The following is a 26,103-nucleotide window of genomic DNA, read 5'->3' as shown; positions in this document are numbered from 1 at the left end:
GGCAAATCACACAATAATCGACTACTGAATGATAGGCAATTTCGCTCATTATTTCATAAACTCCTTGAAATCGACAAGGGGTGGACATGGATAGCGATATTTTGGTTTCCCGCACACGCACCGTTACTCCAGCGCAGGGAGCCACGGGCTATCTGACGATCGATCTTGCCGCCCTCGGCCGCAACTATCGCAAGCTCGTGTCGATGCTGTCACCGGTCCGCGCGGGCGCGGTCGTCAAGGCAGACGCCTATGGCCTCGGCGCCGAGCGGGTCTCAAGAACGCTCTACAGGGAAGGTTGCAGGCATTTCTTCGTCGCCCAGTTCGTCGAGGCCCTGAGGCTCCGGCCGGCCCTTGCGCACGATGCCCAGATTTTCGTGCTGAACGGCTTGCAGCCCGGAAACGAGATCGCCTGCGCCGAGATGGGCATCGTTCCGGTTCTCAATTCGCTGGCGCAGTGGCGGCAATGGTCGGCGGCTGCACGTATCCTGAATCGCTGCCTGCCCGCCGTCCTGCAATTCGACACCGGCATGTCGCGGCTCGGCTTTCCCCAGGAAGAGCGAGCGGAGCTGGCGGCAGCCCTCCGGGACGGCGCCAATGTCGAAATCCTGTTCATCATGAGCCATCTGGCTTCGGCCGATGACATGGACAGCGAGCAGAACGGCGATCAATTTGCCGAGATGTCCCGCATCGCCGACGAATTTCCCGGCTTCGACATCTCCTTCGCCAATTCCGGCGGGGTTTTCCTGGGGGACGCCTATCACGGCGTGCTTGCCCGCCCCGGCATCGCGCTTTATGGCGGCGCTCCGAACGCCGGCGAGAAGAACCCGATGGAACCGGTCGTCAGCCTCGATGTTGCCGTCGTGCAGACGCGCACCGTGCCGGCGGGTGCCAAGGTCGGCTATGGCGGCGCGCATGTCACGCAGCGGGAAACGCGTCTCGCCACCATTGCCGCCGGCTATGCCGATGGTCTGCCGCGGTGCCTGGGCGACCGCGGCGCCGTCTATTTCAACGGCACACGCCTGCCGATCGTCGGCCGTGTGTCGATGGACAGCGCGACCGTCGACATCACGGCACTGCCCGAAGGCGCGCTGACCTTCGGCAGCCTTGTCGAAGTGCTCGGCCGCCATCAGACGCTCGAGGACATCGCCGGCGACGCCGGCACCATTTCTTACGAAATCCTAACCGGCCTGGGCGATCGTTATCACAGGCAATATCGCTGAGAGCCGGCGGCTCCATCATTGGGAACATCATGAAGGTCATCGTTCTAGGAGCCGGCATCGTCGGCGTCACATCCGCTTATCAACTGGCCAAATCAGGCCATGACGTCACGGTCGTCGACCGGCAGTCGGGTCCGGCGCTGGAGACGAGCTTTGCCAATGCCGGCGAAGTCTCCTTTGGCTATTGCTCGCCATGGGCGGCGCCCGGCATTCCTATGAAGGCCATGAAGTGGCTGTTCATGAAGCACGCGCCGCTCATCCTGCGCCCGAAATTGGACATGGCCATGCTTGCCTGGATGGCGAGGATGCTGTCGAACTGTACCTCCGAGCGCTATGCGATCAATAAGAGCCGCATGCTGCGCCTTGCCGATTACAGCCGCATCGCGCTGGCCGACCTTCGCGCCGAGACCGGCATCGCCTATGACGAACGCATGCAGGGAACCCTGCAGCTGTTCCGCACGCAGCAACAGCTCGAGGCTTCGGCAAAGGATGTCAAGGCACTGGCTGCCGACGGCATTCCCTATGAGGTGCTGGACCGGGACGGCTGTGTCCGCTTCGAACCGGCGCTGAAGCACGTGCGCGACAAGATCGTCGGCGGTCTGCTGACGCCGAAGGACGAGACCGGCGACTGCTTCAAGTTCACCAATGCGCTGGCGGCCAAAGCCGCCGCGCTCGGTGTCCGTTTTGCTTACGGCACGACGATCAAGGCGCTGGATGTCGAGGCCGGCCGGGTGCGCGGGGTCATCACCGATCGTGAGCGGATGAGCGCGGAGGCGGTGGTGGTCGCGCTCGGCAGCTATTCGCCGCTGCTGCTCAAGCCGCTCGGCATCCGGCTGCCGGTCTATCCCGTCAAGGGCTATTCGCTCACCATCCCCATCACCGATGCGTCGCGCGCGCCGGAATCGACCGTCATGGACGAGACCTACAAGATCGCGATCACCCGGCTCGGCGACCGCATTCGCGTCGGCGGCATGGCTGAAATCTCAGGCTATACCAACGACCTCGGCCTGGCCCGTCGCAGCACGCTGGAACACTCGGTCACCGATCTCTTCCCCGGCGGCGATATTTCCAAGGCTTCCTTCTGGTCCGGCCTGCGCCCGATGACGCCTGATGGCACGCCGGTCATCGGCGCGACAAAGGTCGCCGGCCTCTTCCTCAATACCGGCCACGGCACGCTCGGCTGGACGATGAGCACCGGTTCGGCGCGGCTCATCGGCGATCTCGTCGGCGGCCGCCAGCCGGAAATCGATGCGAGGGATCTCGCAATCAGCCGCTACGGCTGAAAGCGCCCAGGGGGCAACACAAAAGAGGGATGAACATGATTGCACAAATCCAGTGTCGCTTGTGCGCCTCGTCTTTCGAGGTCCAGAATGTCCATTAGTTCTCAAGCATATAACAATGCCGGCCTCACCCGGCAGCTGGCAATGCAGAGCATGTCGTTTCGGGAGACGGCGCATAGCGGAACAGACCCGGACGCGCTTTCGGAAGTATTGTCGACGCCAAACTCCCCGATCAAAGTTGTGGCGGAAGGCAATATGCCCATAGCGTACCGCTGCAATTTCGTCTCCGTGGGAGACGAGGTGACCGTAGCCGACTGCACCTACGAAGGCACGATCCTGATCAGGCGGGAGGCGACCAGCGACAGGATGATCGTTTTTCTGCCGATGGAGGGAAACGCGTTCTTCGACGGCATGCGGGAGCAAATATACTCGGTCCCCGCGCGTGGTACGATCCTTGAGGCAGGTCGTGCCGCAGGCGCCCGCCTGTTTGGGCCTCGCCGTCATTTCGGCCTGTTCGTCGATCAGGCGAAGATCATCAGCCACCTCACGCAGATGTTCGAACGAACGATCAGCGGCGACATCGATTTTCATCCTCACATCGATCTGACGACCGGTCCGGGGCTTGTATTGCAGCAACTTGTCTCGAACCTCCATCGCGGGCTCAGCGGCAACGGACCGCTGCAACGGTCGCCGCTGGCCGCCGGCTCGCTCTGCGACGCCGCGATCTATCTGCTTCTGGAGGCCTGTCCCAATCGCTATTCGAACGAGCTTGCGCTCCCTGCACCGACACCGGCCCCACGCCATGTGAAGTGGGCGATCGACTTCATGCACGAACACATCGCCGAGCCGATTTCGCTCAACGACATCGCGATTGCAGCCAAGGTCAGCGTTCGGACTTTGCAACAGGGTTTCCGGCAGTTCAGGGATACGACCCCGATGGCCTACCTGCAGGAACTTCGGATGGTTGCCGCCCATCGCGATTTGCTCGAATCCGACGCCAGGCAGGGCATTGCGGACATCGCGCTGAGATGGGGCTTCACGCATCTGGGGCGATTTGCAGCCGAATACAGGAAGCGCTTCGGCCAGTTGCCGTCTCAGACCTTGAAGCGCTGAGCGCTCACCCGGTCTCACAGATCAGCCTGTGTGGAGCCGTCGACGAACAATCCCTGCGTGAAAGTTTGCTCCATGCGAGAGGCCGGCGTCGTTGAAGTCATAGGTCGGGTTATGGAGCGGCGGCGAGTGGACGCCATTGCCCAGGAATACGAAACAGCCCGGCACGCGCGCGAGGAACTGCGCGAAGTCTTCGGATCCAGTCATCGGCTTACTCGCGATGGCGACGTTCGAAACACCGTAGAGATCACGTGCCACGGTCAGGGCTTCCTCCGTCAAGACAGGGTCGTTCATGAGAGGCACGAATTCCCTGGTGTAGATCACATCGGCCTTGACGTTGTAGGTCATGGCCGTGCCCTCGGCGATCAGGCGCATCTGCTTCTCGATCGTCTCGCTGATCTCCGAACGGAAGCTGCGGGCATCGCCCAGAATGCGAGCGAGGCCGGGGAGCGCATTCCTCGTGCCGTCGGTGATCAGTTCCGTGACGGACACGACGCCGATATCGGCCGGATCCAGCCGCCTGGAGACGATGGTCTGCAGATTGGTCACGAGCGCACATGCCGCGACGAGCACCTCGTTGCCCCAGTGCGGCCTTGCGGCATGGCCGCCGATGCCCGTCAGCGTAATCTCGAAATTGTCCTCGGCCGACATGATCGCGTCAGGGCGCGTTTGGAAGCTGCCGACGCCGATCCCCGGCATGTTGTGGATGCCGTAGATCTCGTCGAAGGGAAATCTTTCGAAGAGCCCGTCGGCGATCATCGCCAGCGCCCCCTTGCCCCATTCTTCGGCCGGTTGGAAGATGAAGCGCACGGTGCCGTCGAAGCCGCCTTCACCAGCCAGGATCTTTGCGGCGCCGAGCAGCATCGTGGTGTGGCCGTCGTGACCGCAGGCATGCATGACGCCCGGGTTTTGAGATCGGTGCGGGACGGTCGTCTGTTCGCTGATCCTGAGTGCATCCATGTCGGCGCGCAGCGCGATGGCGCGGTTGCCGCTGCCGCGCTTCAGCGTTGCGACGACTCCTGTGCCGCCGACGCCCTCGACGATCTCGTCGAATCCGAATTCCCGCAGCTTTGCGGCGACGAAGGCGGAGGTCCGCTGCTCCTCGAAGCCGAATTCGGGGTACGTGTGAAGATTGTGTCTCCACGCCGTCATCTCTGCATGTAAAGCGTCCTTGTCGGTGGTCATGCCGGCAATCCTTCCGTGGCAAGCCGGCGAACGACATCGAGCAGGATGTTTGCGCCTGCGACGAGATCCTCGTCGTCGGTATATTCCTTCGGATTATGGCTGATACCGCCGATGCTTGGCACGAAGATCATCGCCGACGGGGCGATCCTGGCGATCATCTGCGCATCGTGGCCGGCACCGGAGGTCATCCGCCGGCAGGCGAGGCCCCGTTCCCGCGCCGCCTCTTCGATCAGCCTCACGATGTTCTGATCGAACTTGACTGGTTCGAACCGGGCAAGCCTCTCCACCGATACGCCGACCTGCTCCTCGGCCGATAGCCTGTCCAGGAGGGTCGCGAGCGCGGCTTCCTCTTCTCTCAACCGTTCTTCGTCCGGGTCACGGAGATCGACCGTGAACGTCGCCCGCGACGGGATCACGTTGATGACATCCGGTTCGAACCGCATGCAGCCGACGGTGGCGACCGTCGGCGTGTTCGATGCCTGCGCCCGGTCGCGCAGGAAGGTCACGACCCGTGCGGCCGCATGACCCGCGTCGCGGCGCATGGAGATCGGTGTCGTTCCCGCGTGATTGGCGTCTCCCGTGATAACAACTTTCTGCCAGGAGATGCCTTGCAGATGTTCCACGGCACCGAGGCGAATGCCCTCGCGCTCAAGCACCGGCCCTTGCTCGATGTGGAGTTCGATATAGGCATGCGGCCTAGGGAATCCTGGTTGATGCTCTCCGGCATAGCCGATCCGCTCGAGTTCGTCGCCGAGGATCGTTCCATCGGTGCCGATGGTGGCAAGCGCCGTATCGACATCCAGGCCGCCGGCATAGACCAGCGACCCCATCATATCGGGCGCGTAGCGCACGCCTTCCTCGTTGGTGAAGGCCGCGACGACAATCGGACGAGACGGCGTCAAGCCTTCTGCCCTCAGCGTTTCGATCACTTCAAGCCCGGAAAGCGTGCCGTAGCAGCCGTCGTAAATGCCGGCACCGATGACCGTGTCGATATGCGAGCCTAGCATGAGGGGTGCGTTGTCGGTCACGCTATCGGGCTTCCAGATGCCGAAGATATTGCCGATGCGATCGACGGCGACTTGAAGTCCCGCGCCCTCGATCCAGGCGACGAACCGGTCGCGGCCGAGTTTCTCCGTATCGGAGGCCGCCAGCCGGATCAGTCGGCCGTCGGCATCCTGGCCGATCTCGCCGAGCGTCCGGATCCGGCCGAGGAGACGCGCGGCATCGATCGATTGTCCGGTCATGTCAGGGCTCCTTCACGGTTCCTGGCGGCGACTGCTGCGGGCGACAGTCCGACGATCTCTTGATATTTGCCGGGATCGGTTGCGCCTTCCGTATTCACCACGAAGATACGGGAGCGGCCGTCGATCGAGAGCGCTGCCCTGAGCGCCGGGTCGGCGACGGCCTTGATGGCGCCTGCGAGGCCGACACCGCCGCTTTCGCCGGCAACGACGGCGGGGTCGCCGGAGACCGGGTTGGCAAGACGCTTCATGATGTCGGTCGCATCCGCCTCATCCACCGTCATGAAGGCGTCGGCGGCGCGGGCAAGAATCCGCCAGGCGACAAGGGAGGGTTCGTAGCATTCGAGCATCGCCATGACGGTCGGTTCGCCATGGGCGACCGTCACCGGACGCCCGGCCCGCGCCGTCTCGAACAGGCATGCCGCGCGGGCGGGATCGACGACCGTAAAGACGGGACGATTTTTGCCGAACTCGATGGCCAGATGGCCGGCGACCGCTGCGGCAATTCCCCCGACGCCGGACTGGATAAACACATGAGTCGGCGGTTCCTGCATCTGTCGGAGCGCTTCCCTGACGAGGGCGGTATAGCCTTGCATCACCAGACCGGGGATCCGCTCATAGCCCGGCCAGGACGTATCCGAAACGATGATCCAGCCGTTCGCCTCGGCCACGCGGGCCGCTTCGCGGACGGCGTCGTCATAGGTTCCCTCGACGCGGATCATCTCCGCGCCGAAGCGGGCGATGGCGGCGATGCGTTCGCCGCTGACGCCTGCGTGGACGAAGATTGCGGCGCGCGCACCGACCAACTGCGCACCCTGGGCAACCGAACGGCCATGATTGCCATCGGTCGCACAGGCGACCGTCATCGTCTGCGCAATGGCGCGAACCTCGGACGAATGCAGCTCCGCCATATCGACGACGCGGCCAAGCTGCTGCTCGGCCTGTTTGAGGACGAGGCGGATCACCGCATAGGCTCCCCCGAGCGCCTTGAAACTTCCAAGCCCGAGGCGGTGGCCTTCGTCCTTGACGTGGATTGCGGCGACGCCGATTTCGCTCGCCAATCCGGGCAAAGCCACGAGCGGCGTTACCGCATGGTCCTTCCGGAAAGCCAGGTGGCGTTCCACCTCCACGGCGGCGGAGGCGTCGAGCGTTTTCTCATCTCTCGGGTCAAGTGCCAGACGATAGTCTGCCGTGCTGTTCAAAAGAAACATCGCGCACCTTTATGTGGGTTTCGTTGAACTCTATTGCAGCGAACACGAAAAAGGCGCTGATATTTGGCCGTTCATTTGCAATTTTGTTTCATTGGAGCATCGGTTTGCGCAACCCCGTTCATCCGCCGCATCTCGACGATTTCGACCGGAAAATCCTCGCCATTCTTCAGCGGGACAATATGACCCCGCAGCGAACGATCGGCGATGCGGTGAACCTTTCCGCACCGGCCGTTCAGCGTCGGATCAAGCGAATGCGGGAGGAGGGCGTCATCCGGGCGGATGTCTCGGTCGTCGAGCCGGACGCGGTCGGACAATCCATCACGATCTTCGTCGAAGTGGAGGTCATCAGCGAAACCGCCGAGCAGATCGAGCAGGCAAAGCGTGAATTCACGGCCGCGGCCGAGATCCAGCAATGCTACTACGTCACCGGCGAAGCGGATTTCATCCTGGTCATCATCGTGCCGTCGATGGCCGACTACGAGGCTCTGACGCGCAGGCTCTTCTTCGGCAACAACAACGTCAAACGCTTCCGGACCTTCGTCGCAATGGATCGGGTCAAGGTCGGGCTTGGGGTGCCGGTGGGATAGCAGGATGCGGCGGCCCGTTTGCCGCCGCATCGGGAGAAGGTCATGCGGCGCGCTTCAACGCATCGCTGAGCGTCGAGACGATCGTGTCGATCTGAGCCTTCTCGATGATCAGCGGCGGCGAGAGGGCGATGATGTCGCCGGTCACGCGGATCAGCAGGCCCTTGTTGAAGCAGTCGACGAAGACGTCGTAGGCGCGGGTTCCTGGCGCCGCGGCTCTCGGCGCCAATTCCACCGCGCCGACCAGGCCGAGATTGCGGATGTCCACCACGTTGGGCGAGCCTCTCAGCGAATGGAGAGCTTCCTGCCAGTATTCGGCGAGCTCGGACGCGCGGGTCAGCAGGCCCTCTTCCTCGTAGATCTCGAGCGTCGCGAGCCCGGCTGCGCAGGCGACCGGATGGCCGGAATAGGTGTAGCCGTGGAAGAGTTCGATCGCATTATCAGGTCCTACCATCAGGCCGTCATAGACCTCGCGGCTGGCAAAGACCGCGCCCATCGGGATCGTGCCGTTGGTGATGCCCTTTGCCGTGGTGATCAGGTCGGGCGCGACGCCGAAATAGTCGGTCGCGAAAGGAGCGCCGAGACGCCCGAAGCCGGTGATGACCTCGTCGAAGATTAGTAGGATTCCGTGCTTGTCGGCAGTCGCGCGCAGCTTTTCCAGATAACCCTTCGCAGGCAGGACCACGCCCGCCGATCCCGACATCGGCTCGACGATGACGGCGGCGATGGTTTCGGCGCCGTGCAGTTGCACCAGCCGCTCGAGATCATCCGCCAGTTCGACGCCATGAGCGGGAAGGCCCTTCGAAAATGCGTTGCGCTCGATGTCGAGCGTATGGCGCATATGGTCGGCCGGTATTTGCGGGAAAACCCGGCGATTGTTGACCAGGCCGCCGACGGAAATGCCGCCGAAGCCGACGCCGTGATAGCCCTTTTCGCGCCCGATGATCCGCGTGCGGGTGCCCTGGCCGATGGCGCGCTGGTAGGCGATGGCGATCTTCAGCGCCGTATCGACCGATTCCGAACCCGAGCCGGTGAAGAACACCCTGTCGAGTTTGGCTTGCGGACCGCCCGGCGCATTCGCGGCCAATTTCGCGGCGAAGTCGAAGGCGATCGGATGCCCCATCTGAAAGGTCGGCGCATAGTCGAGCGTTGCAAGCTGCCGCTCGACCGCTTGCGCGATCTTCTTGCGGCCGTGGCCGGCATTGCAGCACCAGAGGCCGGCCGTGCCATCAAGCACCTGATGTCCATCAACGTCGGTGTAGTACATGCCCTCTGCGGCCGCGAGAAGCCGCGGCGTCGCCTTGAACTGCCGGTTGGCGGTGAACGGCATCCAGAAATTTTCGAGTACGGGCGCGTTCGTCTTGTTGAGCTGGTCCATCCTGGTCTCCTTGGAATGCGCCGAGAATGGCGATTTCTCCTTTTCAAACAAGTCCTTTTCTTTATCGTTGTAACCAATTGAAATATAAGGAATGAAAGGATATGTTTTCGATATTCTGAACAAGACAAACGAACTCATCATGTCCGTCGATATCGGCAGCCGCCTTCGCCATCTCCGCATCGCCCATAAGCTTTCCCAGCGCGAGCTCGCCAAACGCACCGGCGTTCCCAATTCGACGATCTCGCTGATCGAATCGAACGCCTCCAATCCGTCGGTCGGGGCCTTGAAGCGGATTCTCGACGGCATTCCCATCGGTCTGGCGGAATTCTTCGCCTTCGAGCCCGAACGTCCAAAGAAGGCTTTTTATGCGGCCGAGGAACTGGTGGAGATCGGCAAGGGTCCCATCTCCTACAGGCAGGTTGGGGAAAACCTGTTCGGACGCAGCCTGCAAATCCTCAAGGAATGCTACCAGCCGGGCGCCGACACCGGAAAGGTTCCCCTTGTTCACGAGGGGGAGGAGGGCGGGATCGTGCTCTCGGGAAGGCTCGAGGTCACGGTCGACGACGAGCGGCGCATCCTTGGACCGGGTGACGCCTACTATTTCGAAAGCAGGCGCCCGCACCGTTTCCGCTGCGTCGGGCCCGTGCCCTGCGAGGTTATCAGCGCCTGCACGCCGCCGACCTTTTAGTTCCTGCCCTCGATGCGGGCAAGCACGCCGTCGAGTGCGGCGGTCAGAGCGGCAAGGCCGCCCTTCTTCTCGAAGTCGGAAAAAACCTGCTCGTTCAGTCCGCCCTTGGTCGCGAATTCGCGGCTCAGCGCGCTGAACGGTTCGTTGCCGGGGCTGTTCGCTTTCTGCGCGAGGCTTGCAAAGAGCGGGGCGATATAGGCCTGTCCCTTCGCCTTTTCGAGGCCGCATCTTTCCAGCCAGACGGCAACCTGCTCCATGATGCCGAAATAGGTCGACATCATTGCGCTCGCTGCCGCGAGAAGATCGTATTCCTTCCTCGACTGGCATTGCACAGCCGTTCCGAGCATATCGAAAAGCGCGGCGACGGCGGTATCAGGCGGATAGATGGCGGTGACGCCTTGCCGGTCGGCGACGAAGGGCAGGGGGATCGCCTGCACGAGATGCACGTCGGCGCCGATCCATTCGGAGAGGGCTTGGCGCTCCGTCGCCGCAACGAGGCTGACGACCATCTGGCCATCCCTGAACGACAGCGCCTGCACGACCTCCTCGGCGACCTGCGGCCGTATCGCCAGGAACACCATGTCGCTGTGATCGACGACGTCCTGGTTGTCCTTGGCAATTCTGACGGCGGCGAATTCGTCGACGAGCGTCGCGGCGATGTGAGCGCTTCGTGGAGAGACGTGAATCTCGGAGGCATAGGCCGGTTCTGCGAGAAGCCCGCGAACCATCGCTTCGGTAATCGCGCCGGTGCCGACGAATCCAATAGCCTTGACTGTCACGTGATTACTCCGCGGCCCGCAGCGGGCCCAACGCGACATCCGTCGTGTAGTTCTCGCGCATGAAATTGATGAAATTGTCCTGGAACTGGCGGGTATGGGCATGGGCGAGTTCGTCGGCGAGCTCCACGTCCTTGTCCCTGATGGCATTCAGCATGAGTGAGTGCTCGTCGGTCAGGAGGTAGCCCTCGTGGGTCCGCTCCAGATATTCGAAATGCAGGTGGAGCATGCGCTGCCCCTGCGACAGCAGTTTCTCGTAGAACGAGGCCAGATACTGGTTTTTTCCGGCATGGGCGATCGCCATGTGGAATTCCTTGTTAGCTTCCGACATGGCCAGATGATTGCCGGTTTTAACAGCCGCTTCGAACGACTTCAGCCGCTTGGTGATGATCTTCAGGTCGGCATCGGTCCTCAATGCTGCGGCAAGCCGCGTATTCATGCGCTGCGCGATGTCGAGCGCTTCCACATATTTCGGAAACGTCGCCACTTCGATCGGCGCCACGATCGTGCTTCGGTTCGAAAGCGTCACCACCAGTTCGTCGGCGCCGAGCCGGATCAGGGCCTCGCGGACCGGCGAGCGCGACATGTCGAAACGCTCGGCAAGCGTCATCTCATCGAGAAGCTGACCGGGCGGCAAAGTGAGTGCCAGGATCTCGTTGCGAAGCGTTTCGTAGACGTTCTTCCAGCCGGTCCCGCGGATTCGTTTCACTTCCGATTCATCAGACACTTAGGTCCCTTTCTCTCGACGCGGATGCCATTGGGCCAGAAAAACAGCGTGTCGGCAATGTAATTTTTCCACTTGACTTTGTCGACACGCTGTTGACTTAATATTGCCAGTCGACACGGAGCCGACAAGAAAATAACAGAAACGGCTACAGCCGACGAGTGGAACCGCGCGCTTCGCGCACAGCAAAAGAGGAATGCCGATGCTTTCGAAGTTGATGACGTCCGCCTTGCGGGCGCTGCCCGCGCTCGCCCTGATGGGAGGCCTTTCCGCAACCGCCGCACGGGCTGAGACCGCCGAGGGATATTGGCAGGGCGTGCAGAAGGCGGGTGTGCTGCGCTGCGGTGCGGCTGTCGCGCCGCCCTATGTCATGCGCGATCCGGCGACCGGCGAATATTCCGGCTTCTTCGCCGATCTCTGCAAGGAATTCGCCGATGTCCTGAAGGTGAAGCCCGAATTCGTCGATACGACCTGGGACAATATCGTCGCCGGCCTGCAGGCGGGCAAATGGGATCTGTCGCTGGCGCTGAACCGGACGCCGACGCGCGCCATGGCGGTGCAGTTCTCGATCCCGGCGATGGAGTACCAGATCTCGCTCGCCTATAACAAAAACAATCCGAAAATTACGGCTGGTGCTGCCTCGGTCGCCGATATCGACACAGCAGGCGTGACGCTCGCCGTCATGTCCGGCACTGCGCAGGACAAGGCCATTTCCGCGGCGGTGAAGAACGCCACGATCATGCGTCTTCCCGGCAATGACGAGACCCGCCTGGCGGTGACCTCGAAGCGCGCCGACATCCTGGTCGACGCCTCCGACACCAACCAGCTCTTCACCCAGTCGAACCCGGATTGGGCGGTGGCGCTCAACCCGACGCCGGCGCTCGCCAAGCAGGGCGTCGCCTTCGGCCTGCCGCATAATCTTTCGGCTGCCGACGTCGAAGTGGTCGATATCTTCCTCGAAGAGAAGGTCGCGACCGGTCACGTCGACGAGCTGATCAAGAAGGCGGTCGACGAAGTCCTCAAGGGCGCAAAGTAATCTCGCCGGGCCGGTGCGAAGATCGCGCCGGCCCTCTCCAGCTTCGATCATCGGAGATTGGCATGACCACGTCCTTCAGCCTTCCCCTCGTGAAAATGCAGGCGCTCCACAAAAGCTATGGCAACGGAGCCATTCAGGTGCTGAAAGGCATCGACATCGAAATGAAGCCCGGCGAACGTGTCGTCGTCATCGGTCCGAGCGGCGGCGGCAAGAGCACGCTGCTGAGAGTGATGATGGGGCTGGAGCAGATCGACAGCGGTTCGGTCAATTTCGATGGAAAGCCTTATATTTCTTCCGACGGTGCGGGGAGGAAGACCCAGATCGACACCAATGTCCGCCGGTCGATCGGCATGGTCTTTCAGCATTACACGCTGTTTCCGCATCTCAACGTCCTTCAGAACCTGATCCTCGCTCCCTGCAAAGTGCGTGGAGAAGCCAAGGCGAAGGCCGCGGCCCGCGCTCAGGCGCTGCTCGAGCGGTTCGGGCTCGGCGCCAAGTCCAAGGCCTATCCGGCCCAGCTTTCTGGCGGCCAGAAGCAGCGTGTCGCCATCGCCCGCGCACTCATGCTCGACCCGAAGCTGATGCTTTTCGACGAAGTCACGTCGGCCCTCGACCCCGAGCTCGTCAGCGAGGTGGAGCAGGTGATCCTGCAACTCGCCGCCCAGGACATGCCGATGATGATCGTCACCCATGACATGTGGTTCGCCAAAAACATCGCCTCCCGCGTGATCTTCTGCGCCGGTGGCGTGGTCGTCGAGGACGGCCCTCCCGAGCAGGTGCTCGGCGCCCCGCGCGAGGAGCGCACCAAGGAATTCATCGACCGCGTCTTCCATATCAAGCAGTAGGGAGGGGCACCCATGAACTACACGTTCGACTTCAACGCGGTTTCGCTGGCGCCGCTTCTGCAGGGGTTGTGGGTTTCGCTGGAACTGACGGCTGCGGCAAATGTCATCGGTATCGTCTTCGGCTTCGCGCTCGCTTTGCTGATCATGAGCCCTTACCGGATCGTCCGGCTGCCGTTCATGCTGTTCGTCGAATTCTTCCGCTGCACGCCGGCCATCGTCCAGATCGTCTGGATATTCTATTGCGTACCGATGCTGTTCGACGTCTTCCTCGACCCGGTGACGATGGGCATCATGGCGCTCGGCCTCAATCTGATGGCGTTCAACGCCGAGGCGTACCGGGCGTCCATCCAGGCGGTGCCGCGCGAACAGCTCGACGCCGGCATCGCGCTCGGCCTCAATCCGCTGCAGCGCGTGCTCCACATCGTCTTCCCGACGGCCTTCCGCGCCTCGATCCCGGTGCTTCTGACCAACGGCATCGTCATCTTCCAGCAGAGCGCGCTGGTTGCGATCGTGGCGATCCAGGACCTGATGTACCAGGGCAAGACGCTGGCCACCGAGACCTATCGCCCGATCGAGACCTTCACCGTCGTCGCTCTCATTTATTTCGCCGTGTCCTTCCCGATAACCCAGATCGTCGGCCTGCTTGAACGCCGCCGCCAGATCCTCGTCAGCTAGGAGGCCCGGATGACTCTCGACTTCTCGATCCTGCTGCGTTTCGAAAACGCCCTTCTGCTCGGCCTGTGGATGACGATCAAGCTGACGGTCATCTGCATCGTGCTCGGATGCACCCTCGGCTTTCTCGTCGGCCTGATGAGGACGTCGCGCAACCTCGCGCTTCGCGCGGTCTCGGGCGCCTATGTCGAATTCTTCCGCGGCACGCCGGTGCTTATCCAGCTCTTCTGGATCTTCTTCTGCCTGCCGCTGCTCCTCGGCGTCGAGCTCTCGAACCTGGCGTCCGGCGTCATCGCGCTGACGCTCTATATGGGGGCGATCACCAGCGAGACCTTTCGGGCGAGCCTCAAGTCGATCGGCCGGGAGCAGCTGGACGCCTGCGTCGCCCTCGGTCTTCCGAAAAGGGCCCAGGTCGTCAACGTCGTGCTGCCGCAGGCGGTGCTGCGCGCAATCCCAACGCTGTTGTCGAACTGCGTCAGCCTCTTCAAGGAGAGCGCCCTGGTCTCGGCCGTCGGCATGGCGGACCTGATGTTCGTCGGCCAGAACATCTCCAACAACACCGCCCGTCCCGTCGAAGTGCTGACGGTCGTCGCCCTCATCTACTTCGTCATCGCCTTCCCACTCACGCGGGCCGTCTCCCTCATCGAGGGGCGCATTCTCAAGAAGCTCGCAATCTAATCAGTCTTTCCCAGGACAGGAGAAATCCCATGAAACTTTCCGGCGTCATGCCCGCGCTCATCACTCCCTTCGACGCGAACAACAGGATCGACTTCAAGGCGTTCGAAAGGCTTCTGACGCATCTGCGCGAGGCAGGCGTCACCGGCTGGGTTCCAAACGGCTCGACCGGAGAGTATTTCAGCCAATCCAGGGAAGAGCGCCGCGACGTGCTGCAGTTCGTCAAGGATTTCGCCAGGCCGGGCGAAATTCTGATCGCCGGCACCAACGCGCCCGCCACCCGCGAGGTGATCGAGCAGACGGCGATGGCGAGAGATATCGGTTATGACACGGTCCTGCTGGCGCCGCCATTTTATACCCGTCCGACACAAGCGGAGCTCATCAAGCACTATGAGGCCGTCCTCGGCGCCGTCGATGTGAGCCTCGTCCTCTATTCCTATCCGGCCAAGGATGGTTCGGACATCAGTTTCGAGCTGATGGATCAATTTGCCGATAATCCGCGCGTGATCGGGATCAAGGAAAGCTCGGGCGTGCTGCAGCGCGCGGTCGACATCGCCAGCCGCTATGACGGCAAGATCCAGCTTGTCAGCGGCTCTGACGATATCGCGCTCGACTTCATGTTCTGGGGCGCCGAAAGCTGGATCTGCGGACCGTCGAACTGCATGGCCAAGGCCTGCTGTGACCTCGACCGCACGTTCCGATCCGGCGATCTGGATAAGGCGCGCAAGCAGATGAAAACGCTCTACCGGGCGATGAACATCCTCGAAAGCGGCAAGTTCGTGCAGAAGATCAAGTATGGCTGCGAGCTTCAGGGCTTGCCCGTGGGTATATGCCGCGCGCCGCTCGGCGAACTGACACCGGAGGAAAAGGCCGAATTCAAGGCCGCGATGCAGCCGATCCTGAATTGGTAACAGATCTGGAGCGGCCAAGCCGCGCCAGGGACCACTGAAATCGTGAGGTTCGCCGTGTCATCCATCGTGGTCGTCGGCGCCGGCATTATCGGCGTCACCATCGCCTATGAACTCCAGCGCCGCGGCCTTTCCGTGACGCTTGTCGATCGCGACGCGCCGGGCCGCGGCGCTTCCTACGGCAACATGGCAAGTATCGCCGTCACCGAGTTCATGCCGGCCTCGCGGCCCGGCATCTGGGCGCAGATGCCGAAATGGCTGCTCGATCCGGAGGGGCCGGTACGCATCCGGCCTGGCTACCTGCCGAAGCTGGTGCCCTGGTTCCTCAGGTTCCTGGCCGCCAGCCGTCCTTCCAAGCTGAGGGCGCTGGAGGCGGCCGGCGCCGCGCTCTGCGGCCGCGTCTACGACGATCTGGACGCGCTGCTGAAGGAAACCGGCCTGACGCACATGCTGACTGCCGAGGGCTGCCTCAGCCTCTATACTGACGAGGCCGAATTCAAGGCCGATCGCGAGCATATCGAAATCCTGGAACGGTTCGGCTTCAGGTATGAAATTCTCGGCGGCAACGCCATCCGGGAGCTCGAGCCTTTTTTGACGACGAAGATCGGCAACGCGGTGCTCTTTCCCGACAACCGGTCGATCATCGACCCCTACAGGCTTGTCACCGCCCTTGCCGAAAGGTTCGAGGCGCTCGGCGGCAGGACCGTCCGTGGTGAGATCGCCGGCTTAGAGCAGGGCGAGGCCGGTGTTTCCGCTCTCCGGCTGGCGGACGGGCGCAGTCTTACGACCGAGAAGGTCGTGCTGGCTGCCGGCGCCTTCACCGCCCGGCTTTCCGCTCTGCTGCGCGAACATATCCCGCTCGAAACCGAGCGCGGCTACCACACGCAGATCATGGAGCCCGGTATCTCGATGCGCCATTCCATCATCTGGCCGGCGCGCGCCTTCATGGTCACGCCGACGGCGGGCGGCATCCGCGTCGGCGGCACGGTCGAGATGGCCGGCCTCGACGCGTCCCCGGATTATCGGCGCGCGAAGATCCTGGTGAAGCGGGCTCAGGAGGCATTGCCGGATCTGCAGGTCCGGCAGGCGACGGAGTGGATGGGGCATCGCCCGGCGCTGCCTGACACCGTTCCGGTCATGGGTCCATCAGCCAAGCGCCGCAACGTCTGGTACGCAACCGGCCACGGACATCTCGGCCTTACCTATGCGGCCACGACCGGCCGTCTGATGGCCGACCTCATCACCGGCGTTCAGCCGCCCGTGGATATGCAACCCTATCGCGTCGATCGCTTCTGAGAGCGGTGCCGTCGCAAGGAGAAAGGGAGTGAACATGCGAAGCGAACTCTATATCGACGGAAAATGGGTGAAGCCGGTCAAGGGCGGCGCCTGCGAGGTGACCAACCCCGCGACGGAGGAGGTGATCCAGACGATCGGAGCCGCAACAGCCGAAGATGTCGATCTCGCCGTCAAAGCGGCTCGCCGGGCCTTCGACAAGGGCGGCTGGCCGAAGCTGACGGGCGCCCAGCGCGCCGGATATCTTCGCGCGATTGCCAACGGAATCCGCGCCCGTCAGGCCGAGATCGCCCGCCTCGAAGTTCTTGACAACGGCAAGCCGTTTCCGGAGGCCGACTGGGACATCGCCGACGCGGCCGGCTGCTTCGATTTCTATGCGGGTCTGGCCGAACAGCTCGACAACAATCCCGAGGAGGCGATCGCGCTTCCCGACCAGCGCTTCACCTCCAAGGCGGTGCGCGAACCGATCGGCGTGGCCGGCGCCATCATTCCCTGGAACTACCCGCTGCTGATGGCGGCATGGAAGGTTGCCCCCGCACTCGCCGCCGGCTGCACCGTGGTGCTGAAGCCCGCCGAACTGACATCGCTGACGGCGCTCGAACTGGCTGATGTCGCCGATCAAGCCGGGTTGCCTCCAGGTGTCCTCAACATCGTAACCGGCGCCGGATCGGTCGCCGGCCAGGCGATCATCGATCACAAGCAAGTGGATAAACTCGCCTTTACCGGCTCCGGCCCGGTCGGCTCGAAAATCATGGCGGCCGCCGCCCGCGATATCAAGCGCGTCAGCCTGGAGCTCGGCGGCAAGTCGCCCTTCGTCGTCTTCGAGGACGCCGATATCGACAAGGCCGTCGAATGGATCATGTTCGGCATCTTCTGGAACCAGGGTCAGGTCTGCTCGGCGACGTCAAGAGTCCTCGTGCAGGACACCATCTACGAAGGTTTGCTCGCGCGTCTGGTCGAGGAAACCAACAAGATCAAGATCGGCAATGGCCTGGACGAGGGCGTGCTGCTTGGGCCGCTGGTTTCCAAGCGTCAGCACGAGCAGGTCGTCGCGGCGATCGAGGAGGCGCGGCGGGCCGGCGCGACCGTCGCCTGCGGCGGCGTCCGCCCCGAAGGATTCGACAAGGGTTACTACCTCCAGCCGACCGTTCTGACCGACGTTCCGCTCGACAGCGCCGCTTGGGTGGAAGAGATCTTCGGACCCGTCGTCTGCATCCGGCCGTTCAAGTCAGAAGCGGAGGCGGTCGAACTCGCCAATGATTCCCGCTTCGGTCTGGCGGCCGCCGTCATGTCGAAGGACGACATCCGGGCTGAGCGCGTCGCGGCCGCCTTCCGCGCCGGGATCGTCTGGATCAACTGCTCGCAGCCGACATTCACCGAGGCGCCCTGGGGCGGCTACAAGGAATCCGGCATCGGCCGCGAACTCGGACGCTGGGGTCTCGACAACTATCTCGAGACCAAGCAGATCACCCGCTTCGCCAGCGAGGATTCCTGGGGCTGGTACATCAAGCCGGAGGCGGCCGAATGAACTGGAACCGGACCCTCGATCTGCTGCAGGTCCACTGCCAGGGCGAGATCGGCAAGGTCATTATGTCGGGAGCGCCTGAAATACCCGGCGCCACGATGCTCGACAAAATGGACCACATCAACACGGTCGACGACAGCCTGCGCCGCTTCGTCACCTTCGAGCCACGCGCCAATGTCGCCATGTCGGTCAACCTGCTGGTCGAGCCGACACGCAGCGATGCGGACGCCGGCTTCATCGTCCTCCAGGCCGATCGCGCCCACGCCATGTCCGGCAGCAACTGTATCTGCGTGGTCACCGCACTTCTCGAAAGCGGGCAGGTGGCGATGTCGGAACCGGAGACGATCGTCCGCCTGGATACGCCGGCCGGCCTCATCGTCGCGCGCGCCGCCTGCCGCGACGGCCGCTGCCTGTCCGTCAGCCTCGACAACGTGCCGAGCTTTGCCGAAGCGCTGGACAGGGAGGTGGACACGCCGAAATGGGGCCGCATCAAGATCGACGTCGCCTTCGGCGGCGTCTACTATGCGCTGGTGGATGTCGAGCAGTTCGGCTTCGATATTGCGCCTGCCAATGCGCGGCTGCTGGCGGAAGCCGGCATCGAGCTGAAGTTGCTTCTATCAGGCCAGGTCTCGGTCGCTCATCCTGTCCTCAGCGGTATCGACGAGATCGCCTATGTGATGTTTCGCGGATGCGAAGCCGACGGCGCGGTGCGGACCTGCACGACGCTGCGGCCCGGCCGCGTCGATCGTTCGCCGTGCGGGACCGGCAGCTCGGCGAATCTTGCCGTGCTGCATGCGCGCGGCGAGGTCGCCGTCGGCGACCGCAGGACGTCCCGGTCGATCATCGGCGGTGAGTTTCTCGCGGAGGCGATCGGCGAGACCGAGGTGGGCGGCCGCCGCGCCGTTCTACCGAGAATAACCGGCCGGGCCTACGTCTATGGCCGGGAGCAGTTGCGTATCTCCGACGACGATCCCTTCGCAGCAGGATTTGCCCTGTCCGACACCTGGGGTCCCCAGGTCGGCCTGCTCGGTTAGGAGCCAAAGATGTCTCACGTTACACCACTGGCCGGCCAGACGGTCCTCATCACCGGGGCGTCGGGCGGCATCGGCGCAGCCATCGCCGAGCGCCTGTCTGCCGAAGGTGCGCGGCCTGTCATCCAATACGGGCGCGACAGGGAAGGGGCGGAAGCCCTGCATCGCAGGCTCGGTGGCGACGGCCTGATCGTCCAGGCCGATCTCTCCGGTCCGGACGGCGCCTTTGCACTCTGGCGCGACGCGCTCGCGGCGGCGGGGCGGATCCATGCCGTCGTCAACAATGCCGGTATCCGCAACGAGATTTCGATCGACGCCGATCCGTCCGATTGGCGGGCCGCCTGGCAGAAGGAGTTTCAGGTGAACTTCTTCGCGGCAGCGGACCTCTGCAAGGAGGCTCTGGTGCATTTCAGGCAACATGGCGGAGGGCGGATCGTCAACATGGCAAGCCGGGCGGGCCAGCGCGGTTACGCGGCCGATGCCATGCCCTACGGGGCGACGAAGGCGGCGCTGATCAATCTCACAAAGTCGATTGCGCGTAGCTTCGGGCGCGACGGCGTCGTCGCCGTCTCCATCGCGCCGGGATGGGTGCGCACCGACATGGCCGAGGATTTCGTGGCGAAGCATGGCAAGGATGCGGCGGTCGGCGATATCCCGATCGGCGAGATGGCCGAGACGGCGGAGATCGCCGAGCTGGTAGCCTTCCTGCTGCGCCCTTCGCAGGTCTCGGTCAATGGCGCGACGTTCGACGTCAACGGCGGCAGCTACATCAGATAGGGAGGTTCGATATGAAAAGATTTGTGGGTAAGGTCGCGGTGGTCACGGGCGGTGGCGGCGGTATAGGGTCGGCCATCTCGAAGAGGTTGGCCGACGAAGGCGCCCTGGTGGTGGTGACCGATGCCAATGCACAGGCTGCAGGCGACGTCGCCTCGCTCATCGAGGCGGCGGGCGGATCGGCGATCGCCATCGGGGCCGACATCTCCCGGAAATCGGAATGCGTCGACCTGATCGAGAAAGCCTTCGCGATCAAGGGGCAGCTGGATGTGCTGGTCAACAATGCCGGCATCAACCGGCGCGGAAACCTGCTGTCGCTTTCGGATGAAGACTGGCAGCTGAGTTTCGCAGTCAACCTGGATTCGATGTTCCATCTCTGCCGCGCGGTCCTGCCGCACATGATTGCGGCGGGCGGCGGCGCGATCGTCAACACCGCCTCGCAATGGGGCCTTTACCCCGCGCCGAACCATATCGCCTATAACACGACAAAGGCGGCGGTTGCCGCCTTCACCCAGAATCTGGCTCGCGACTATGCGCCCGACAAGGTCCGGGTCAATGCCGTCTGCCCCGGCGAGATCCATACGCCGATGCTCGAAGCCGGCGTTACGCGCGCCGGCCGGACGATCGCCGATCTCGACAAGCTCGTCCCCTACGGCCGCATCGGCAAGCCTGAGGAGGTGGCAGCGCTCGTTGCCTTCCTGGCATCGGATGAAGCGGCCTTCATGTGCGGCTCGCTGGTTGAAATCACCGGCGCGCAAGCCGTGGCGTGAAAGGACGGCCGAGTGCGCCGACACCGAGCCAGGGGTGGATGCCAGTCCTGCCCTGGTGGCCTTCGGCGCTCTGCGGCGGTTGGTTCGCCGCCGCCGCGGGCGTGCTGGCGCTAGACATGGCCGACAGTCCTGCCCATAGGCCCGCCAGAAAGGATCGCCGTTGCAGCCTCTCGCTCATGCTCAATCCGTCTGCTGTTCCAGTGTCTTGGCAAGCTCTTCATAAATGTGGGCAGATCCCGCATTGTTCTCGGCGGCATAATGGGCGCTGACCGACCGCGCGGCCTCGGCCGCAATACGAAAGGCATCTATCCGATTCTGCGGCTCAGGCTCAGCTTGCCCGCCGATATCGCCGTCGCGGAAACTGCCGGCTCTGTATCCCTCGGCCAGATCGATGACACCGATCTCAGGAATCCCCTCCTTCATCCGGCCGAAGAAGGCAGGCCCGGCCTGGCCGCCATCCCGGCGACGCAGCATCCCTTCTCCGGACGCCTTGCCGTCGATACAGGAGCCGATCCAGAAGGTGGGGCCGCTGGTCAAGGACGCTGGCGCGACGAATTTGCAATGAGTGCCTGGATCCTGGGACCAATGAAGATCGGTCGGTGCTGCCCCGCCAGTGCCATTCGAATACAAAATCACCACCAGGGCAATCGGGACGATAACCGGCAGCCGCCCTATGCCGCCGAAAACTCGTCTTGCCATGATGTCGCCCCTTGTTGAAGGACCTTCCATATCGTCCGCAATCGCCGTTGTCATGGCTTATTGGTTGACAATCCGGCGGACCTCCCAGCCGATTGCGGCAGACCTTACGGCTCAATTATAGGTGATCTTGTCGGTAACCCGCGGGCGATTGAAGAAATGGTGATCGAAGCTGTAGCCATTCATTCCGGTAAAGTTCGAAAAGAACGCCGAGACCGGTGTCGTCAATGTGTATTGCACCCGGGTCAGCACGACCTGCACGTCCGTTTCCTGTATCTCTGAAGGTATCGCGATCGCGCTCGCGGTGCCTGAGTTGAGCGCGGTGGTGTTGAGTGCGGCGGACCAGTTGACGGTCGCGCTGCCGCTGCTGCTGACATCGTTGACCGTAAGCGTGATCGTCAGCCCCGTCGTGTCATAGGGCTGTAGGATGAAGCTCGCGCCGGTGAGAAGCTTGGCAACGTCGGACTTTGTCCAGGAACTTTGCTGTGAAATCATATCGCCTGTGGAGGAGGCGATCTCATCGATCTTTCGGCTGACCGTGAGCGCGTGGCCGAGATCGACGGTGCCGAACAGCAGCATCACCAGGATCGGCAGAACGAGCGCGAATTCCACGCCCGAGGCAGCCGACCGGTCGTGCGTGAGGCGGCGGATCGCGGATAGGGTACACCGGAAAAAGGACAGGCTCCGTTTCATGGTCAGAAAGGCTCGTTGCGGAACAGAACGGCAGAGCCGAGCAGGTAGCGGCCATCGGAAAGCTTGGCGCTCGACAGGCTGAAGAAATTGACGACGGCCGTCCAGGGCAGGAACGTCTGAACCAGGATGTAGTCGCTGCCCTTGCCGACATCAAAGCTCTCGGTGACGGTGAGATTGCCGCTGTCGTCGATGGGGTCGGCGCTGGCGGCGGACGAGATGTCGGAGAGCACGTTCACCTTGACCAGGAGATCGCTGGAACAATTGAACGAGAGAAGCATGTCGCTGCAAATTTTGGCCTTGAAATCGGCCAAAGTCATATTGGAGGACGCGACCTCGCCGGTGCGGATCATCCGGGAGATCTTGTGCACCGAAGCATCCAGGGAAGAGTTGACGAAAAACATCAGCGACACTTCGATAATGCCGAATATCATGATGAAGAGCGGCAGAGCCAGGATCGCAAATTCGATCGCAGCCACGCCGTCTCGATCGGCGAGCAGGCGGCGCGGCGATGCAAAGAATTTCCTGCGGCTCATTGGGTCAGCCGAACGGATGCAAGATACTGGGTAAAGAGCGCCGACAGGCCGGCCGTGATCTCGGCCGATGATGACGCTGATATAAACAGGCTTGTGGACGATGCGCAGTCCGAAAGCGCATAGGGGATGTAGTCGCGCCTCGTGATGCTGGTCGACACGCCGCTATCCATGGTGCCGCCCCAGGTGCTCTTCCAGTTGGCGCTTGCCATTGTCGCGCCGACGGTGGCGTTGTAACCCCAGTCCGTGGTGATCGGCAGATATTCCGTGTAAAGCACGGCCATGGTGTCGGATTGATCTTTCAGATAGCCGCACCAGTCCGGATTGAGCGGCGCGACTTTGTTCCAATATGCCCCGGAGATCGCCTGTTTGTTGCTCCATGTGACCTTGTCAGTCACCCATTCGCGCTTCGACTGGACGCCGTCCGTCAACAGGAGAACCAGCTTGAGCGGTGAACCCGAGGAGGTTCCGTCCCCTCCGGCGCCGACCTTTTGCTTGAGCGTCGCCAAGGAGACGTCGAAATAGGTGGCTGCCTTCGAGGTCGCGCTGGTGAGGCCGTAACTTGCGTCCGCGAGGCGGGTGCGCGCCGTGTCCGTGCTGAGCGTCGGGCTTAGAACTTCTGTCAGGGTGTCGCCCAGGCTATACAATCCGACCTTGATCCGTTCATGACTGCTGTCGGACGTGTCGATCATGTCGAGCACTTCTTCGACGGCGTCGCCGGCGACATCGGCGCGCAGCTTTATGTTCTTGGCCGTGCTGTATTCATAGTTGTTGCTGTATGTCTTGTTGCCGATTTTGTGTGAATCGCCCGTGTGGCAGGCGAATTGGCATCCGATGCCGGCATACATGGTCGACTGCCCCGACGTCGTTGCCGCCAGCAGCATCGATGGGGATGTGTCGATGACGATATAGACATTGAGATAGGACGTGGTTGGTCCCTTGACGGCGCTTGCCACGCTGACGTCGACTGTGTCGATATTGGCGATCTTCATCAAGGTCGTCGGAACCGTGCCGCTGGCCGTCGCGGTGATCTTGTGGTTTGACGTATCGATGTCGATGTCGCCAAGCGTATAGCTGTTTTCCACTTGTGCGTGGAACCAGTCGGAAACCTTTTCCTCGAGGGCGTCCTTGTCCGAGGTGTCGATCTGCTTGACGGCGGCGATCAGGGCCGCGTCAAGGTCGCTCTGCATCCGCTGCCTGACATTGTAAGCGCGAATATAGTCAAAGCTCGCGCCGACCGCGACGATCATCGGCACCAGGGTGAGGGCAACGACAATCGCGACATTGCCGCTCCTATCTCTGCCGAGACCGCGGAGGGCTTTGAAGAGCCGAGCAAATGAACAGGAAAGACCCGAGCGCAAAAACCACCATCACATAAGTCATGAAAATTACTCATGTGCGAGATGTATCCAAGGTGCTTAAGTCTTTGTTAATTCCTGCACTTTTCGACATGAAGCAGGCTGCCGACGCGCTATTTGCTGCGCAGATTGTACATGTTTGCGAATTATGGATATCCGCGGGATGGCATATCGTCGTCTTTCACGTCGAGAGGACCCACATCCGTGGGGTGTCAGCGTTCGGCTGACAGGGGCTGACCAAGCGCGGCGATCAGCGCGTCGGCAGCAATTTCTGCTCTTTCCTGCTGCTGTTGTGTCGAAGGACCGGGAAGTCCCATCAGCACGCCGAGCATATGGGTGCCAAGCAGCCGGTCGATGAATTGCACGGCGAGTTCGCTTCGGCGCTCGGCGCTGATGCCGAGAGTCTCCTGTTTGAGCCCGAGCATGAAGGCAACCATGCCTTCGAGATTGCCGACGAGGCTGGTATGAGCCATCTCCGCCAGACCGGGAAACCGGCTGGTCCCGGCGATCACGGTGCGCATGAGGGCGATCGTGTCGGGATCCATCAGGCGGCTTTGCGCCGTCATCCCGGCCCAGAGCAGGACGTCTCTCAGAGGTTTTTCAAGGAGCGCCTCCATCTGCGCCCGCTCGGCCTCGTCGTCCGGGTCGCAGGCATTGGAGATCACGGCTGAAAACAGGTCATCCTTGCTCTCAGCATGCCGGTAGAGCGTCATGATCGAGACGTTTGCCGACTTGGCGATGCTTTCCATGCTCGTTCCCTCGTAACCGGTATCGAGGAATGATGCTTTGGCCGCCGCGAGGATGTCGGCCCGCTTGCTCGCCATCAACTTCGCTTTCGGATGGTCTGATGACCATGATTTCATGCGCTTGACTCCATGCGATAGTCAATCATATCGTATCAACGATAGTGAACGTTATCGTATCTCTACATCAGGTTATACAAAGGTGCCGACACATGAAAGCTGCCCGTCTCAAATCCTATGGCGACATTGACCAGTTCACAATCGATGACGTCGGCAGGCCCACGCCTCAGGCCGGTGAAGTCCTGATCAAGATCGAGGCTTCCGCCGTCAACCACTTCGATCTCATGATCCGCCAGGGCTATGTGGCTCAATACATTCCCCTGGAACTTCCCGCGGTGCTGGGCGGTGACGCTGCCGGAAGCATCGTCGAGATCGGCTCCAGTGTGACCGGATTTGCGATCGGCGATCGCGTTATCGCCGATTTCGCACCGAACGGTAAAGGCGCGCATGCGGAGTACGGCGTCGTTCCGGTCTCGGCGATTGCCAAACTCCCCGCCAATCTCAGCTTCGAGCAGGGCGCTGCTCTGCCCAAGGCGGGTCTTACCGGCCGGCAATCGGTCGACGCTCTTGGCGTCAAGGCGGGTGACCGCGTGCTGGTGTCAGGCGGTCTCGGGGCTGTCGGCCGTGCCGCCATCCAATATCTTCAGGAGATCGGCGCCAATCCGGTGGCCGGCGTCCGGGCGGATCGGCTCGACGAGGCGGCCCGGCTTGCGGGAGAAGCACTCGACATTGCCGAGCCTCCGGCTGCCACGACCTTCGATTACGCGATCAGTGCTGCTGCCCCTGTCGCGGCCAATCTCATCGGGCATGTCAGGGACGGCGGCCAAGTCGCCAGCATCGTTCCCGTACCGGAGGGTGCCAATATCGGCAATCGGGTGATCATCCACGAACTCTATCACCGCGCCGATGCGGCCACGCTCGAAGCCGTGGCCGACGCTGCCTCGCGTGGCGTTTTGATCGTTCCGATCGCCAAGACTTTCCCGCTGAGTGAGATCGGTGCGGCCCACAGCGCCGTCGCTGCCGGTATCCAGGGCAAGGTCGTCTTGAAACATTGAACGAGCGGAGCAGGCGATTGTGGAGGGGCCAGTTGCGCCGTCCCG

Annotated in this window: 28 protein-coding genes; 16 read left to right on the top strand and 12 right to left on the bottom strand. The window is 62.4% G+C overall.

Going from position 1 to position 26,103, the window contains the following annotated elements; genetic code table 11:
* Positions 1-86 precede the first annotated feature (86 nt).
* From alr to EEQ99_RS17325, 3 genes are all read left to right on the top strand, one after another.
* Positions 87-1,220, top strand: a complete 1,134-nt coding sequence (alr, locus tag EEQ99_RS17335; protein ID WP_097543367.1) for an alanine racemase — start codon at positions 87-89, stop codon at positions 1,218-1,220.
* Between the two features lie 29 nt (positions 1,221-1,249).
* Positions 1,250-2,500, top strand: coding sequence for a D-amino acid dehydrogenase (locus EEQ99_RS17330; RefSeq protein ID WP_097543368.1), 1,251 nt, complete (start codon positions 1,250-1,252; stop codon positions 2,498-2,500).
* Between the two features lie 87 nt (positions 2,501-2,587).
* On the top strand, positions 2,588-3,610 hold the full coding sequence (locus EEQ99_RS17325) for a helix-turn-helix transcriptional regulator (protein ID WP_097543369.1): 1,023 nt from the start codon (positions 2,588-2,590) through the stop codon (positions 3,608-3,610).
* 21 nt (positions 3,611-3,631) lie between these two features.
* Here EEQ99_RS17325 and EEQ99_RS17320 read toward each other — a convergent pair whose 3' ends face one another.
* The 3 genes from EEQ99_RS17320 to EEQ99_RS17310 are packed head-to-tail and all read right to left on the bottom strand — an operon-like array spanning position 3,632 to position 7,244.
* The gene (locus EEQ99_RS17320) at positions 3,632-4,792 is read right to left on the bottom strand and encodes a M20 aminoacylase family protein (protein ID WP_097543370.1); all 1,161 of its coding nucleotides are present in this window, start codon (positions 4,790-4,792) and stop codon (positions 3,632-3,634) included.
* Complete coding sequence (locus EEQ99_RS17315) at positions 4,789-6,036, bottom strand: Zn-dependent hydrolase (RefSeq protein ID WP_097543371.1); 1,248 nt, start codon at positions 6,034-6,036, stop codon at positions 4,789-4,791. Before EEQ99_RS17315 ends, EEQ99_RS17320 begins: the two co-directional genes overlap by 4 nt.
* Positions 6,033-7,244, bottom strand: coding sequence for a diaminopropionate ammonia-lyase (locus EEQ99_RS17310; protein WP_047616837.1), 1,212 nt, complete (start codon positions 7,242-7,244; stop codon positions 6,033-6,035). Before EEQ99_RS17310 ends, EEQ99_RS17315 begins: the two co-directional genes overlap by 4 nt.
* A 104-nt stretch (positions 7,245-7,348) precedes the next feature.
* On the opposite strand from EEQ99_RS17310, the gene EEQ99_RS17305 reads away from it, so the two are divergent.
* Positions 7,349-7,831, top strand: coding sequence for an Lrp/AsnC family transcriptional regulator (locus EEQ99_RS17305; RefSeq protein ID WP_047616969.1), 483 nt, complete (start codon positions 7,349-7,351; stop codon positions 7,829-7,831).
* 40 nt (positions 7,832-7,871) lie between these two features.
* Here EEQ99_RS17305 and aptA read toward each other — a convergent pair whose 3' ends face one another.
* Complete coding sequence (gene aptA / locus EEQ99_RS17300; RefSeq protein WP_097543373.1) at positions 7,872-9,206, bottom strand: omega-aminotransferase AptA; 1,335 nt, start codon at positions 9,204-9,206, stop codon at positions 7,872-7,874.
* A 139-nt stretch (positions 9,207-9,345) separates the two neighbouring features.
* On the opposite strand from aptA, the gene EEQ99_RS17295 reads away from it, so the two are divergent.
* Entirely contained in the window at positions 9,346-9,894 is a 549-nt protein-coding gene (locus EEQ99_RS17295) for a cupin domain-containing protein (protein WP_063474180.1), read from the top strand.
* On the opposite strand, the gene EEQ99_RS17290 is transcribed toward EEQ99_RS17295, so the two are convergent.
* Positions 9,891-10,712 (bottom strand): pyrroline-5-carboxylate reductase, encoded by an 822-nt coding sequence (locus tag EEQ99_RS17290; RefSeq protein ID WP_373289092.1) that lies wholly within the window; start codon positions 10,710-10,712, stop codon positions 9,891-9,893. The two genes, EEQ99_RS17295 and EEQ99_RS17290, sit on opposite strands and share 4 nt — an antisense overlap.
* Complete coding sequence (locus tag EEQ99_RS17285; RefSeq protein WP_097543375.1) at positions 10,678-11,397, bottom strand: GntR family transcriptional regulator; 720 nt, start codon at positions 11,395-11,397, stop codon at positions 10,678-10,680. Before EEQ99_RS17285 ends, EEQ99_RS17290 begins: the two co-directional genes overlap by 35 nt.
* A 199-nt stretch (positions 11,398-11,596) precedes the next feature.
* On the opposite strand from EEQ99_RS17285, the gene EEQ99_RS17280 reads away from it, so the two are divergent.
* The 10 genes from EEQ99_RS17280 (at position 11,597) to EEQ99_RS17235 (ending at position 20,923) form a co-directional block, all read left to right on the top strand.
* Positions 11,597-12,430 carry a substrate-binding periplasmic protein gene (locus EEQ99_RS17280; RefSeq protein WP_127430792.1) on the top strand — a complete coding sequence of 278 codons (834 nt, stop codon included), beginning with the start codon at positions 11,597-11,599 and terminating at the stop codon, positions 12,428-12,430.
* A 62-nt stretch (positions 12,431-12,492) separates the two neighbouring features.
* Positions 12,493-13,275: an amino acid ABC transporter ATP-binding protein gene (locus tag EEQ99_RS17275; protein ID WP_047616842.1), complete on the top strand. Its 783-nt coding sequence runs from the start codon at positions 12,493-12,495 to the stop codon at positions 13,273-13,275.
* A 12-nt stretch (positions 13,276-13,287) separates the two neighbouring features.
* Positions 13,288-13,950 (top strand): amino acid ABC transporter permease, encoded by a 663-nt coding sequence (locus EEQ99_RS17270; protein ID WP_047616844.1) that lies wholly within the window; start codon positions 13,288-13,290, stop codon positions 13,948-13,950.
* Positions 13,951-13,959: 9 nt separating this feature from the next.
* A complete protein-coding gene (locus tag EEQ99_RS17265; protein WP_047616847.1) occupies positions 13,960-14,625 on the top strand; it encodes an amino acid ABC transporter permease in 666 nt (221 codons plus the stop codon).
* Between the two features lie 29 nt (positions 14,626-14,654).
* Complete coding sequence (locus EEQ99_RS17260) at positions 14,655-15,533, top strand: dihydrodipicolinate synthase family protein (RefSeq protein WP_047616849.1); 879 nt, start codon at positions 14,655-14,657, stop codon at positions 15,531-15,533.
* 54 nt (positions 15,534-15,587) lie between these two features.
* The gene (locus tag EEQ99_RS17255; RefSeq protein WP_097543376.1) at positions 15,588-16,826 is read left to right on the top strand and encodes an NAD(P)/FAD-dependent oxidoreductase; all 1,239 of its coding nucleotides are present in this window, start codon (positions 15,588-15,590) and stop codon (positions 16,824-16,826) included.
* Between the two features lie 34 nt (positions 16,827-16,860).
* The gene (locus tag EEQ99_RS17250; protein WP_097543425.1) at positions 16,861-18,351 is read left to right on the top strand and encodes an aldehyde dehydrogenase family protein; all 1,491 of its coding nucleotides are present in this window, start codon (positions 16,861-16,863) and stop codon (positions 18,349-18,351) included.
* On the top strand, positions 18,348-19,382 hold the full coding sequence (locus EEQ99_RS17245; protein ID WP_097543377.1) for a proline racemase family protein: 1,035 nt from the start codon (positions 18,348-18,350) through the stop codon (positions 19,380-19,382). The genes EEQ99_RS17250 and EEQ99_RS17245 overlap by 4 nt, the downstream gene beginning before the upstream one ends.
* Positions 19,383-19,391: 9 nt before the next feature.
* Complete coding sequence (locus tag EEQ99_RS17240) at positions 19,392-20,156, top strand: SDR family NAD(P)-dependent oxidoreductase (RefSeq protein WP_097543378.1); 765 nt, start codon at positions 19,392-19,394, stop codon at positions 20,154-20,156.
* Between the two features lie 11 nt (positions 20,157-20,167).
* The gene (locus tag EEQ99_RS17235; RefSeq protein ID WP_097543379.1) at positions 20,168-20,923 is read left to right on the top strand and encodes an SDR family NAD(P)-dependent oxidoreductase; all 756 of its coding nucleotides are present in this window, start codon (positions 20,168-20,170) and stop codon (positions 20,921-20,923) included.
* Here EEQ99_RS17235 and EEQ99_RS34645 read toward each other — a convergent pair.
* From EEQ99_RS34645 to EEQ99_RS17210, 6 genes are all read right to left on the bottom strand, one after another.
* Positions 20,898-21,041 (bottom strand): hypothetical protein, encoded by a 144-nt coding sequence (locus EEQ99_RS34645; protein ID WP_164735942.1) that lies wholly within the window; start codon positions 21,039-21,041, stop codon positions 20,898-20,900. The genes EEQ99_RS17235 and EEQ99_RS34645 overlap by 26 nt on opposite strands.
* Before the next feature lie 62 nt (positions 21,042-21,103).
* Positions 21,104-21,622 (bottom strand): hypothetical protein, encoded by a 519-nt coding sequence (locus EEQ99_RS17230; RefSeq protein ID WP_244604814.1) that lies wholly within the window; start codon positions 21,620-21,622, stop codon positions 21,104-21,106.
* A gap of 111 nt (positions 21,623-21,733) precedes the next feature.
* Positions 21,734-22,318, bottom strand: coding sequence for a TadE/TadG family type IV pilus assembly protein (locus tag EEQ99_RS17225; RefSeq protein ID WP_063474111.1), 585 nt, complete (start codon positions 22,316-22,318; stop codon positions 21,734-21,736).
* Positions 22,315-22,845, bottom strand: coding sequence for a TadE/TadG family type IV pilus assembly protein (locus EEQ99_RS17220; RefSeq protein WP_047616910.1), 531 nt, complete (start codon positions 22,843-22,845; stop codon positions 22,315-22,317). Before EEQ99_RS17220 ends, EEQ99_RS17225 begins: the two co-directional genes overlap by 4 nt.
* Positions 22,842-24,203, bottom strand: a complete 1,362-nt coding sequence (locus tag EEQ99_RS17215) for a TadE/TadG family type IV pilus assembly protein (protein WP_047616909.1) — start codon at positions 24,201-24,203, stop codon at positions 22,842-22,844. Before EEQ99_RS17215 ends, EEQ99_RS17220 begins: the two co-directional genes overlap by 4 nt.
* A gap of 209 nt (positions 24,204-24,412) precedes the next feature.
* The gene (locus EEQ99_RS17210; protein ID WP_097543381.1) at positions 24,413-25,063 is read right to left on the bottom strand and encodes a TetR/AcrR family transcriptional regulator; all 651 of its coding nucleotides are present in this window, start codon (positions 25,061-25,063) and stop codon (positions 24,413-24,415) included.
* 92 nt (positions 25,064-25,155) lie between these two features.
* Between EEQ99_RS17210 and EEQ99_RS17205 the strand changes: the two genes are divergently transcribed.
* Positions 25,156-26,058, top strand: coding sequence for an NADP-dependent oxidoreductase (locus tag EEQ99_RS17205; RefSeq protein WP_097543382.1), 903 nt, complete (start codon positions 25,156-25,158; stop codon positions 26,056-26,058).
* The last annotated feature ends 45 nt before the right edge of the window (positions 26,059-26,103 follow it).

This window comes from Rhizobium anhuiense, from assembly GCF_003985145.1.
Lineage (GTDB): Bacteria > Pseudomonadota > Alphaproteobacteria > Rhizobiales > Rhizobiaceae > Rhizobium > Rhizobium anhuiense.
This window is presented reverse-complemented; position numbering and strand designations above follow the sequence as displayed.